The organism is Gluconobacter sp. P5H9_a (assembly GCF_018812085.1).
In the GTDB taxonomy this organism is placed as follows: Bacteria; Pseudomonadota; Alphaproteobacteria; order Acetobacterales; family Acetobacteraceae; genus Gluconobacter.
Genome location: NZ_JACRVW010000005.1, coordinates 105,539 through 117,876, shown reverse-complemented (window position 1 = coordinate 117,876; position 12,338 = coordinate 105,539). Strand labels below are relative to the sequence as shown.

Here is a 12,338-nt window from a genome sequence, read left to right as displayed (position 1 = left end):
GTCAGCGGATACCCGAAACTGACGATTCTAGCCACCCAAGGACGCCCTTTGCGGCAGCAAGACCGGTGGAAAAACATCCCTGCAGGAGATAACCGCCGGTCGGGGCTTCCCAATCCAGCATCTCGCCAGCTGCAAACAGGCCGGGATGAGCCTTTAGCATGAAATTTTCGTCCAGCGCGTCCTGGCGTAATCCTCCTGCTGTCGAGATGGCGCGGTCGAGGGTGTCGGTCCCGGTCAGGGCGATGGGGAGGGCTTTTATGGCTTGAGCAAGCTGTAGAGGTGTCGCCTGTTTTGGTGTTGCCTGTCGCAGAAGTTCTCTGGAGGCACCATCGAGAGAAAGAGCTTTGCGGAGCCGGTTGGACTGGCTCTCTCTGGGACGCTGGGCCAAAAGGCGTTTGAGAATGGCATCTTCGGAGAGAGTGGGACGGAGATCCAGCGACAGAGTGGCGGTGCCAGTTGATGTGATGGTGTCGCGCAGGGAAGCTGAGAGGGCATAGAGCGCAGAGCCTTCCAGCCCGCGCGGCGTAATGGTGAGGTCCCCACGGGTTTCCGTCCCCTGAAACGACAGTCCGACGGAATGGAGTATCTGTCCGTCATGGCGTTGCAGGATGTCATCGGGCCAGTTGGGGATAAAGCCGCAGTTTGACGGTTTGAAAGGGGATGTTTCCGCAGGGAACAGACTGGCCCAGCGCCCGTCTGACCCGAGGCGGGACCAGCTTGCACCGCCTGTAGCCATGAGTGTGGCATCCGCAGAAAACGTGATGGGGCCTTCAGGGGCCTCAAAGCCAAGGAGCGGACCATCCCATCCACTGAAGCGATGGCGTGTCCTGATCTGAACGCCTTGCTCTGCAAGTCGGCTTAGCCATGCGCGAAGCAGAGGAGAGGCTTTCATACTTTTGGGGAAAACACGCCCGGAACTTCCACTAAAGCACTCCTGTCCAAGGTTTTCCGCCCAATGACGCAGGGCGTCTGGCGGGAAGTTCAGCAAGGCTGGGGTCAGCCAGTCTTGGGCCGTTCCATAGCGTGTTATGAAAAGGTCGAGTGGCTCAGAGTGGGTCAGGTTGAGGCCACTTCGGCCTGCCATGAGCAGTTTCCGTCCCACGCTGGGCATCTGCTCAAAGACTTCGACATGACATCCGTGGGCGGAAAGATACTCAGCGGCGAACAGTCCGGCGGGACCTGCGCCAATGATGGCAACGACTGGCGGCGTGGGGAAAGGGCTCATGGCTGTCTGATTGCCATGAGCCGGGTCGTTTGTCAGGTTCTACGTGCGTCTGAGGCCGGGGTTATCAGCCTCAGAATATACTGTTTTAGAAACCAGCGCTGATGGAGCCGGTTGCTGCGAAGGGTGCTGCAATGGCGTAGGTCGGGGCGGTCCCCTTCACCGTGTTGCCGAAGATACCCTTCATTGCTGTTGCGTTCGTCTGCACGCCCAGTGGGAAGCCCAGATAGTGCTTGTTGGCGATGTTGGAGATGTTGAGCTTGATGTTCGGGCTCTGCAGGAAGCCGACATTGTGGAAGCGATACCCAACCGTCAGATTCATGCGGACATAGGACGGAACAGCCTCGTCGTTCATGAATGTGGAATACTGCTTGGCAACGTATTTCACGTTGTAAGCACCGAACAGGCTGCCGTCATCGTAATCCAGGTTGAAGCCGACCTGATACTTGGGTGTTTCAGGCGCGAACTTCCCCTTGGTTGGGAGATAATCGACAGAGCTGCTGCTGCCGCCCTTCAGGTTGCTGGTCGTGCGGGCATCGACATACTCGAACGAAACATAAGGACGCAGGTGGTAGAAGATCGGACGTGTGCCGATTTCCGCATCCACACCATTTGAAGTCTGTCCACCAGCATTGATGTTGTTGCTGAAATAGTTGGAGCAGGCATCATCCATGCACTGGCTCTGGGAGAAGAAGCGGTTTGTGAAGTCGTAGTGGAAGTAGGTGATCGAGGCCATGACGGTCGATCCGGTGTAGCGCCAGCCTGCTTCTTCCGAAATCGAGATTTCCGGGTTCAGGTTGGTGATGCCATGTGTCGCGTAGCCGCTGCCCTTGTAATAGGCGCCTGCGTCGAACAGGGAGAAGTTCGTAGGCATCCGGAAGTTGGTCGCGCCTGAGATGAAGATCTGGTTCTCAGGGTTGATCTGATACCGGATCGACGCCGTTGGCAGTGGCTCGTAATAGGTTTTCTTGATGTAAGGGCCCGTGGATGTGTTGGGCAGCATGTTGTGTGCGTCACGGGTAACGATGGCGTATTTCAGGCCGCCTTCGATCGTGAGCTTGTTGTTCAGCAGGGACAGGCTGTCACCGATGAACATCGTGTGCACGCGGGTCTGTGTGAGGTTTGAGCGATACTGATACGTTGCGCCATTATCAAAGACGTAATTCGCAGCCTGTCCCCAGACGCTCCAGGGCGTACCGTCGGTACCAATGCCTGTGGCAGGGCCGCTCTGGATCTGCTTGGAATATTCGAACCAGTAACCAACCATCAGACGGTTCACGCCTGTCGTCAGCGTCAGCTTGGTGACAGCACCAGGACGATACGTCGTTGTGATGGACGGTTCATAGAGCAGTGTACCCTTGGCGACGGTTTTGCCTTCAAGGCTCCCGCCCATGGACGTGGCACCATAGCTGGTGGGGACGGCATATGCGCCACCGCCGCTACCGCTGCCGTACCAGAAGTAAGGCGTTTCCGTTAGCGTCAGGTGATCCGTCAGCTTGAAGGTGGATGGCGCGCTGACATAGATGTTGGTGAACGGGTTCTGGTGGAACTTGTAGTAGTCCGCGTCACTCTTCGTGCTCTTGCCCGTCGGGTCCTTGTACACGCCGTTGTAGACGGTGTTTGAGATTGTCGCGCCAGACGTGTTCTTGAATGTCGTGCCGTTCGGTCGGGTACAGGTCGCACCAGCCGAGCAGGACGATACGTACTTGTCCTTCACGCCCAGTCCGTATTCGTCCCACGATGCCATGTTCACGGAGCGGTTCAGGTAGTTGTAGAGGCGGTTACCCACGATCGCGAGAGAGACGCGGTTTCCGTCGCCCCAGTCGTTCACGATCTTGCCTTCCGCGTGCAGCTTGCGGTTCGTTGCTTCACTGTGGATAGCGTCTTCGGTTGCATAGGAACCGGAGAAATACGCACGTAGGTTCGTGTGGCCAATCTTGCCTGTGTCGAGGCGTAGGAAGCCGCGGGTGTAGTCGTAAGAGCCGTAAGAGACGTCGAACGCTCCGCCTGCCTTCATCTTAGGGTCAATCATGTACATGTCGACCACGCCGCCTGCGGCGCTGAGATGGGGGCTGTCCAGATCGGCAGAACCCTGCGCCAGATTCACCTTCTGAAGGTTTTCGGAATCCACGATTTCCTGAGAGTACGTTTGGAAGGAGCCGACGTCGTTGATCGGGAAGCCTTCAAGCGTAAAGCCCATCTGCGTCTGGTCGAGGCCACGGGAGCTCATGTGGCTTCCAGTCAGCCCTGCAGGATCTGAAGAAGAGACGTTGGCGCCGGGCAGCAGCGCAATGAGCTGCATCGGATCCTGACCTGGTGCCTGCTTTTCAATGAAGTCGCGGGAGATACTTGAGACGGATTTCGCCGCGTCCTGCTTCTGCATCAGACCGCCACCGACGTCACGGCGTGTTACACCATCAAAGTACTTGCGACGCCCGCTAACGGAGACGTGCTCTTCATGCACTTCATCTGTCGGTGCCGTATTGCCCATCATGGATGGAGCCGCAGCCTGATGACGGGCTGGCTTATGATCCGGACTGGAAGAAGATGGTGCCGCCAGTGCAGGAGCGGCCCCCAGGGCCATGAGGGCGGACGTTGATAGAAGGCGTGCAAGGCGCATCAGAAAGATGGTCTTTCTCGGATAGTGAAATAAGCGAGGAGGGAAAAACCACGCTTTGTCACACTCTTCAACAGTTTGGGATGTGAAACATTAAGACATAAATAATCGTGATATTTCCGCAACAAAAAGTGGCGTGAAAGCTTCTTTTGAGTGCGAGGGCCTCTGCGCGCTATAAGTGGTCATTGCTGACATTCGGAGGTTTCAGGCATGCAGAACGCAATCCAGCGCCGGGTGGCTCAGGGGCAGGGGCGGGAACCAGCGGATCTGGTAGTTCGCAACGTCCGTCTTCTGGACCTTGTCACCGGCGAACTGGTCCCGACGGATATTGCGATCTGCGGGGACCGGATCGTGGGAACTTACGGCACCTACGAAGGCAAGCAGGAGATTGATGGACGTGGGCGGATTGCTGTCCCCGGTTTCATCGACACGCACCTTCACGTTGAGTCCTCTTTGGTCACGCCTTTTGAGTTCGATCGCTGCGTGCTGCCGCATGGCGTGACGACCGCCATCTGTGATCCCCATGAGATGGCCAATGTCCTTGGGCGATCAGCCTTCGACTATTTCCTGGCGGCCGCTGAGCGGACGGTCATGGATCTGCGGGTCAATCTGTCGAGCTGCGTTCCTGCAACACCTATGGAAACATCCGGGGCCACACTGGATGCAGCTGATCTTGTGGCCTACCGGGACCATCCCAAGGTGATCGGGCTGGCAGAATTCATGAATATCCCGGGTGTTCTGAACGGCGATCCGGGGTGTCTGGACAAGCTGGCTGCCTTTGCCGACGGACATATTGATGGTCATGCGCCGCTGATGCGTGGCAAGGCTCTGAATGGGTATCTGGCCGCGGGCATTTCGACGGACCATGAAGCAACCGCAGCGGAAGAAGCACTGGAAAAAGTCCGCAAGGGCATGACCGTGCTGATCCGGGAAGGCTCCGTCTGCAAGGATCTGGAAGCACTGGTTCCGCTGCTGAATGTTGCAACGTCGCCCTTCTTTGCTTTCTGCACAGACGACCGTAATCCGCTTGAAATTGCTCATGAAGGACATCTGGACTTTCTGATCCGCCGGGCAATCGAACTGGGGGTTGAGCCGCTTGCAGCGTATCGCGCGGCCTCACTTTCGGCTGCCACTGCCTTTGGTCTGCGGGACCGCGGGCAGATTGCTCCCGGCAAGCGTGCGGATGTTGTGCTTCTGGATAATCTAGAAACCTGTCTGGTGTCGGATGTCATTTCTGCCGGGCGTCTGGTCACGGAGGCCCTGTTTGCTGAACGGGAGATTATTCCGCCAGTGGGGCTGGGCAGTGTGAAGTTGCCAGGTGTGGTTTCTGCGTCGGATATGCAAATTCAGGGCAGTGGAACAGACCGCCCTGTGATGGGGCTCATTCCTGGGCAGATTATTACGGAATATCTGCGGCTGACATTGCCGGAAGAGAACGGGCAGGTCCTGCCGGATGTTCCGAACGATGTGGCCAAGGTCTGTGTGGTGGCGCGACATGGACATAATGACAATATCGGCAGGGGGTTTGTGAAAGGGTTCGGCCTGAAGCACGGAGCACTGGCGTCATCTGTCGGGCATGACAGCCATAACATCTGCGTTGTGGGTACCAACGATGCGGATATGGCGACTGCTGTGAACCGACTGGAGGCGACAGGCGGCGGATTTGTTGCCGTTCAGAACGGCAAGGTGCTGGCAGAATTGAAGCTACCTGTGGCTGGTCTGATGAGTGACGCCCCGTTCGAGCAGGTTCGTGACGAACTGATCGTGTTGCGGAAGGCCGCGAAGGACATGGGTGTTTCTCTGGAAGAGCCGTTTCTGCAACTGGCTTTCCTGCCTCTTCCTGTTATCCCGCATCTCAAGATCACAGATCTTGGAATGATTGATGTTCGGACAATGGAACTGGTCTGAAACGAAAAAGACCCGCTCCTGTGAGGGAGCGGGTCTTTCTTATCGAGCCTGAAGAAAAGGCTGATCAGTGGGTGGAAGCACCCGTCGCATTGGCAATACCCTGCTGTGCGCTGGTTGCAGCGTGGGACGTTGCATGGCCAACAGCACTGACATCCTGGCCTGCGCCACGCGTCGTGTTGCAGGCGGACAGGGACACTGCCGTCCCTGTGAGCAGGGCAGAGACCAGCATCAGGCGAGCGAATGTGGATTTACGGGTCTTGGTCATGCGGGCATGTCCTTCTGTTCTGTGTATCAGTTCAGGGCTAAAAGCCTGTCATGTCAAAAAGTTGCGTTTTTAAGTGCTGACCTGCGCGGGCAGGAACGGAAAAAGGCCTGAGAAGTGTTAGAGAAATTTCGTTGGGCCAAAGCGATTTCCAGAGTGTTTCGCCGTAGCGTGGGGCATTCGTCAGAAAGATCAGTCCTGATTGTGGACTGCAATTTTCCAAGGCCTCTCCATGATTCTGGCTCGATGGATCTGGATGCGATGATCCACTCTCTGCTTCGGCTGGGATGCAGGGTCAGCTTTCTGGCGCTGGGAGAATATTTTCTGTCTTCAGAGCAGCGGGATGCAAGTGCTGCTGCGGTCTATCGATCCCTGGGGGTTAGGTGCCTGACACCTGGACATGACGCAGTGTCCCCCGGGTGGGACGGAATTGACGACGCCCTGCGGCAGATCGGACCGGATATTGATGCCTGCATCCCATGTCGGGTTTGCTGTGGCGGCGCGGCATATGATCGGCTCCGCGCCGCGTTCCCCGCTGCCCGCATGATTTTCTATACGTGTGATCTGCATTTCTTGCGGGAGGAGCGGGCAGCCCGCCTGTCAGGCGATGCTGCTGCGCTCAAAGCTGCTGGAGTCACGCGGGATAATGAACTCGGGGTTATCCGCCGGGCTGATGCGACACTTGTGGTGTCCAGCTATGAGAAGGATCTTTTGAGGCAGGAACTTCCAGAGGCGCATATCGTGCATCTGGCCTTTCCCAGACCATCCGCCGAAGGAGAACGCTGGGAGGACCGCAAGAATATCGGCTTTATCGGCAATTTTGGACATCGGCCGAATGAAGATGCGGTGCGCTATTTCTTGGATCATGTCTGGCCAGATCTGTCTGCCAAAGTACCTGAGTGCAAGTTCCTGATTGTGGGAGCAGGTTCACCGGATTGGCTGATAGAACAGGCGCAAAACGATGCACGTCTGGTGGTGCTTGGGCATGTGCCGGATCTGACAGGCGTGTTGAAAACACTCAGGGTGACGGTTGCCCCGCTTCGGTATGGAGCAGGGACGAAAGGAAAAGTGCTGACCAGCCTGTCTCATGGCGTGCCGTGTGTCATGACATCCGTTGCGGCTGAAGGTTTTGACTTTGGGCCGCAGTTGAGAGAGCTGGCTGTTGCGGATCTTCCGCAGGATATGGCGAATGCCATTGTCGCGCTTTACACGCAGGCCCCTCGGTGGGAGACCGTCGTTCGTCATGGACGTGATCTGATATCGCAGCATCATACGCCCGAGAAACTTGATGCGGCGTTGGCTCAGTTGTTGCGTATTGATGCAGCAGGCCGCTGATCCAAGAAAAACTTACAGAGGCGCCTTTTACCAGGAATCCTTCGCGCCGCCTCCGCCAGAATCGCCTCCGCCGGATTTGTAGGAGTTTTTCTTCTTATCGCTGCCGGACGCGTTGGCGTTATTGCGCGAAGCGGCCGACAGAATATTGATCAGCAGGCTCAGGATGACATCCCAAGGAATGCTGATCAGAAAACGGTCAAAGATTGAAAGCGGCAGGCCCTGAGCTTCGCGACGTTGAGCGCGGACGGTAAAGCCCGAGCCAAGGGCAAACAGCACCATTCCTCCGACACCGAGTGCGAGATCAAATCCGTTGATGTTGAAGTCCGCATCGGATGCGGTCTGCTCCTCGTGAACCTGCGTCTCGCTTTTGCGCAAAATGTCGGCGATGGAATCCAGCATCCCGTTTAGTGCGGCGGCATAGTGACCCGCTTTCAGGTCTGGCTGGGCGGTATGCAGGATATTGAATGTCTGAAGGTCCGTCAGATCGCCTTCAAATCCATACCCGACTTCGATGCGGGCCTGATTGTCCGGAATATCCAGAACGATCAGGAGACCGTTGTCCTGACCTTTTTGACCAATGCCGGAGGCATGGAACGTCTCATTCGCATACTGATCGATATCGTCCACATGGCCAGGAAGAACGATCAGAATGTGTGGGTGACTTGGGAGTGTTTGCCGAAGATCCGTCAGTTTCTGGACGAGTTGATCCTGTTCCTGCTCGGACAGGCTCTGATGCGGATCTGTGACGAGTTCGGTCAAGGGTGTGGTCGCGCCTGCCGCACCCGTCAGGGGCAGGCACAGCAGGGCAGTCACGGCAAGGACCAGATGCAGGGTGCGCGTTAGAAGCAGGCGGGAAACAGTCGGCACGTTCATCCGGTCCTTCAGTCAGATCAATGCTTGGAGAAGTCTACGACTGGCGGCGTCTGTGCGGCTGGGGAAGCCTCGTAGTAGACGCGCTGATGGTAGCCCATGATCCCGGCGGCAAGGTTGCCCGGGAAGTGCATGACTGTCTGGTTATAAGCCAAAATGGCCTGCTGCAGACGCTGGCGTGCCACGGTGATGCGGTTCTGTGTGCCTTCAAGCTGAACCATCAGGCTCGTGAAGTTCTGATTGGCCTGTAGCTGCGGGGACTGCTCAGCCACGACGTTGATGGCTTTGATTTCCTGTGCGTTACGGGTCTGTGCGTCCAGGATCTTCTTCTGAAGGTCTTCATCACTGACCGAGCGGGGGTCAATGCGGTTCAGGGGCGTTTCACCCGAACGTGCCGCAGCGTAATCCGTTAGAGTGTCATGCTCGTGGGTGGCATAGCCTTTGACTGTGTTGACCAGATTGGGAATCAGGTCGGTCTGGCGCTGCACTTCGTTCTGAAGCTGACCCATCTGTTCCTTGACGTTCTGGTCCGCTCCCATGAAACGGTTATAGCTTGATCCCAGCAGGGCAATAATGCCGATTACCAGAATGGCAGGAATGAGAAGTTTTCTCATCAGGGGTCCTCTTAAATCAAAAAACGGATCATCACTCCGATCGCAGAAAAAATCGTCAGTCGTGAGTGTCTGTTCTTCGCCTTTATACAACAGGATGGACTGAAGGAAAAAACGTTTCTTTTTAGTCCATGTTTGTGGGCCAAGTATTCCGGTTTCCCGTTATGTTATATCGGTAGAGCGACCATGTTTTATTTGCCCGCTGGAGTGTCGAGAAACTGGAGAGTGTCGGGTGTTCTGAACACGATGCTTCATGCATCTGGCATGACGCGCAATCATGCGGCATTAAGGCGGCATGAAACTGCGCTTTGCCCCATCGCCAACCGGCTATCTCCATGTTGGTAACGCCCGTCAGGCCGTCGCCAACTTCCTGTTCGCCCGCCGCCATGGCGGCAAGTTCCTCCTGCGTATCGACGATACGGACGTCGCGCGCAGCAAGTCTGAATATGAGGACGCGATCCGCAAGGATCTGGCGTGGCTCGGTCTGGACTGGGACGAAGAGGCCCGTCAGTCCTCGCGAATGGAGCGGTATGCTGCGGCGATCGACAAGCTGAAAGCCTCTGGTCGGCTGTATCCATGCTTTGAGACCGAATACGAACTGAACGCCAAGCGCGAGATGCGCATCCGGGCTGGCAAGGCCCCGATCTATGATCGCGCCATGCTGAAGCTGACGCCTGACCAGCGGGCTCGTGCCGAAGCCAATGGCAAGACGCCGCACTGGCGCTTCAAGCTGACGGATGGCAGCCGTAAGTGGCAGGATCTCGTCATGGACGATTGCTCCGTCAAGCTGACGGCAATCTCCGATCCGGTTCTGATCCGCGCTGATGGCACGATCCTCTACACGCTGGCGTCAGTTGTTGATGATCTGGAAATGGGCATCACGCATATCGTCCGCGGTGAAGATCATGTGACGAACACGGGTGTTCAGATTGATATTGCAGAAGCGCTGGGTGCAAAGCCGGATCGCTTTACGTTCGCGCATCTGCCGCTGCTGCTGGATTCTGACGGCGGGAAGTTGTCCAAGCGTTTTGATGCGCTGGGCCTGAAGTCGCTTCGTCAGGATGGGATCGAGCCGATGTCAATCGTGTCGTATCTGGCACGGGTCGGGACGTCCGATGATCCGGAAGTCATGACGATGGAAGAGGCGATTGTGGCCTACGAGATCTCCCATGTTTCCAAGTCTGCGGCGCGGTTCGATATGCGCCAGCTTCTGGCTCTGAACCGCAAGGCTCTGCATAACCTGCCGTTCTCGGTGGCGAAGGAACATCTTCCGGCCGAGGCGACGGAAGAATTCTGGAATGCGGTGCGTGGCAATGTCGATTTGACGGCAGAAATCCCGCATTGGTGGGATGTGACGCAGGGTACGATTGTTCCGCCCTCACAGCCGGAAGACCGTGAATTCCTGAAGCAGGCGCTTGAGACGTTGCCCGCCGAGCCATGGGGCGAAGACACCTGGAAGGACTGGACGACAGCTCTCAAGGAAAAGTCTGGCCGTAAGGGGAAGACCCTGTTCATGCCGCTCCGTCTGGCGCTGACGGGTGAGGATAACGGGCCGGAACTGCATGTGCTGCTGGGCCTGATGGGCCATGCGCGGACGGTGTCCCGCCTTCAGGACGCAATCGGCGCCTGAATTATGATTGGGAATGCCGGTAATCCGGGCATTCCCAATTTCGAGCGTCAGACTGGTTCAACGCTCCAGAAAGCTTCCCAGCTTTCGCCGGGCTGCAAATGCAGCAGGCCTGGTTTCTCCGAAAAATCGCCAGAGAAGCCAATGGGTGTGGCATAGCCATACCAAGGTTCGATGCACAGGAAACCCGCGCCTGGCTTGGTCCAGATCCCGAGATCTCTGAAGCCGTTCCAGCGGATACGCAGGCCGTTTCCGTCCGTGTCTGTAAAATCGACGGCCTTGCTGTGTACATCCAGCATGATGATGGCATCAGCTTCAAACAGGCTGTCTTCCAGCGGAAGAACGCGATCCTTAATCGGGGAGGGGGCACTATCTGGCAGTAGCCCGTCTGGGCTGATGCGCCGGATCTGATCGGTTTCAACCCTCTCAAATGTCAGGCGATAACCTGCGCGCTCCGCTTCTGGCTTGAGAGGCCACATAAATGCGGGATGTGCGCCCAGAGAGGCATGAAGCGGGACATCTTCGGACGGGTTGATTAGAACATAACCGACATGCAGGCCGGTTTCTTCCATCCGGTAGATGAGATGCAGGCGGAAGGCAGCGGGAAAGAGTGCGCGGGTCTCGGGTGTGTCTTCCAGTTCCAGAACGCAGCCGATTTCTGTCCGCTCAACCCAGTGGAAGAGCATGTCACGTGCGAAGCCATGTTGATTCAGCGTGACTGGTTTTCCGTTGAGTGTCATGTTTTCCGGCGGTTTCCCGATGATGGGAAACAGAATGGGCGAGTGACGCTTCCAGGCGGGGCCAGCGGTCCAGAGAAGGTCCTGTCCTGAAGCCGTCCGTAAAGAGGTCAGCTCTGCGCCATGGGCGGAAACCGTTGCCGTCAGGCCATTTTTTCCGAAGCTGTGCTGGGTATCAGACATGGTGGGGGTGCCTTTCATGCGCTGTGGACGGATCAATCGGCTCGTGGTCCCCATGTTCAGTTGTATGGAACTGGGTGAAGTCGACCTCGACCCTGCCATCCGGGCGGTGATGGATCATGTCCGAGAAACGGTATCCGTGTTTCACATGGCCGATCTCGTAGGCATGTCGTGCGAAGAGTGTCTGGGAAGAGATTTCGTCTGTCCCATCCATCGTGATGATGATTTCCGCATTCTGGTCAATCAAGGTGTCTGCTGATAGGCCATAAAGCGGGCTGGTCTCATCAATCATGTGTGTGGCGTTCAGGCTGATCCGAAAAATCGGCATATGTGACTGGATCAGAGCCAATCGGTCAAAGCGGCGGACAAGCCGACTATGATCGTCTGGCATCAGGCGCGTCAGGGTCATCTCGATGTTGGCCGACAGAATCAGCGTGCGCCGGCGGTTGGCGATGCGGATGGTTAATGTCGGGATCAGGTCATCATAGGACACGACGGCGACATGGCTGAACAGAATGCGGGCCCTGGGGCGGGAGAAGCGTGCGAAGACAAGTCCGGTTGCCAGCGCATTGAGCATCATCCCTGCGAGAACTTCAAAGGAAACAATGGTGTTGGTTAAGCGTCCTACGGGAGCCATCGTCCCGTATCCGACTGTTGAGATTGTCTGGACGCTGAAGAACACGTCATCGAGAAAATCCCCGTGCGGAACACCACTGACGCTGCCGGGAATTACATAATAGAGCGCTGCAAAGGCGACGTTGATCACCAGATATAAAAGGAGGGACGCCCAGAAGAATGTCCCCCATGTCATGGTCATCAGGTGATGGTAGAGGTCTCCGAAGGAGCCATCTTTCAGACCGGTACGGATAATGTCGCCCCGGCCGTTTTCTTCCAGGACGTGAGCGCGGATGCGGTTGGCCGTTTCCGCCACCAGCGCCTCAGGCCGTGGATGCATCCGGTGCCTGTGTC

General features: G+C 56.8%; 10 protein-coding genes. 3 read left to right on the top strand and 7 right to left on the bottom strand.

The genetic code is table 11. The features are described from left to right. Nucleotide 1: 1 nt before the first annotated feature. Nucleotides 2–1,225, bottom strand: a complete 1,224-nt coding sequence (locus KP708_RS07195; RefSeq protein ID WP_215749015.1) for a TIGR03862 family flavoprotein — start codon at nt 1,223–1,225, stop codon at nt 2–4. An 85-nt stretch (nt 1,226–1,310) separates the two neighbouring features. Next, complete coding sequence (locus KP708_RS07190) at nt 1,311–3,842, bottom strand: TonB-dependent receptor (RefSeq protein ID WP_202206435.1); 2,532 nt, start codon at nt 3,840–3,842, stop codon at nt 1,311–1,313. 207 nt (nt 3,843–4,049) lie between these two features. On the opposite strand from KP708_RS07190, the gene ade reads away from it, so the two are divergent. Beyond that, nucleotides 4,050–5,747 carry an adenine deaminase gene (gene ade / locus KP708_RS07185; RefSeq protein ID WP_215749013.1) on the top strand — a complete coding sequence of 566 codons (1,698 nt, stop codon included), beginning with the start codon at nt 4,050–4,052 and terminating at the stop codon, nt 5,745–5,747. A gap of 64 nt (nt 5,748–5,811) precedes the next feature. On the opposite strand, the gene KP708_RS07180 is transcribed toward ade, so the two are convergent. Further along, nucleotides 5,812–6,012 (bottom strand): entericidin A/B family lipoprotein, encoded by a 201-nt coding sequence (locus tag KP708_RS07180; protein ID WP_046899903.1) that lies wholly within the window; start codon nt 6,010–6,012, stop codon nt 5,812–5,814. A 258-nt stretch (nt 6,013–6,270) separates the two neighbouring features. Here KP708_RS07180 and KP708_RS07175 point away from each other — a divergent pair, with 258 nt between their 5' ends. Then, nucleotides 6,271–7,344, top strand: a complete 1,074-nt coding sequence (locus tag KP708_RS07175; protein ID WP_215749012.1) for a glycosyltransferase family 4 protein — start codon at nt 6,271–6,273, stop codon at nt 7,342–7,344. A gap of 27 nt (nt 7,345–7,371) precedes the next feature. Here the strand turns inward: KP708_RS07175 and KP708_RS07170 are convergent, their stop codons facing one another. After that, nucleotides 7,372–8,211, bottom strand: a complete 840-nt coding sequence (locus KP708_RS07170) for a YgcG family protein (protein WP_371822660.1) — start codon at nt 8,209–8,211, stop codon at nt 7,372–7,374. A 23-nt stretch (nt 8,212–8,234) separates the two neighbouring features. Then, on the bottom strand, nt 8,235–8,828 hold the full coding sequence (locus tag KP708_RS07165; RefSeq protein WP_046900877.1) for a LemA family protein: 594 nt from the start codon (nt 8,826–8,828) through the stop codon (nt 8,235–8,237). A 292-nt stretch (nt 8,829–9,120) separates the two neighbouring features. On the opposite strand from KP708_RS07165, the gene gltX reads away from it, so the two are divergent. Then, a complete protein-coding gene (gene gltX / locus KP708_RS07160; protein ID WP_215749008.1) occupies nt 9,121–10,455 on the top strand; it encodes a glutamate--tRNA ligase in 1,335 nt (444 codons plus the stop codon). A 47-nt stretch (nt 10,456–10,502) separates the two neighbouring features. On the opposite strand, the gene KP708_RS07155 is transcribed toward gltX, so the two are convergent. Together KP708_RS07155 and KP708_RS07150 are read right to left on the bottom strand one after the other, a co-directional pair. Next, nucleotides 10,503–11,372, bottom strand: coding sequence for an aldose 1-epimerase family protein (locus tag KP708_RS07155; RefSeq protein ID WP_252347236.1), 870 nt, complete (start codon nt 11,370–11,372; stop codon nt 10,503–10,505). Continuing rightward, nucleotides 11,365–12,324, bottom strand: coding sequence for an ion channel (locus KP708_RS07150; protein ID WP_215749426.1), 960 nt, complete (start codon nt 12,322–12,324; stop codon nt 11,365–11,367). Before KP708_RS07150 ends, KP708_RS07155 begins: the two co-directional genes overlap by 8 nt. Between the last annotated feature and the right edge of the window lie 14 nt (nt 12,325–12,338).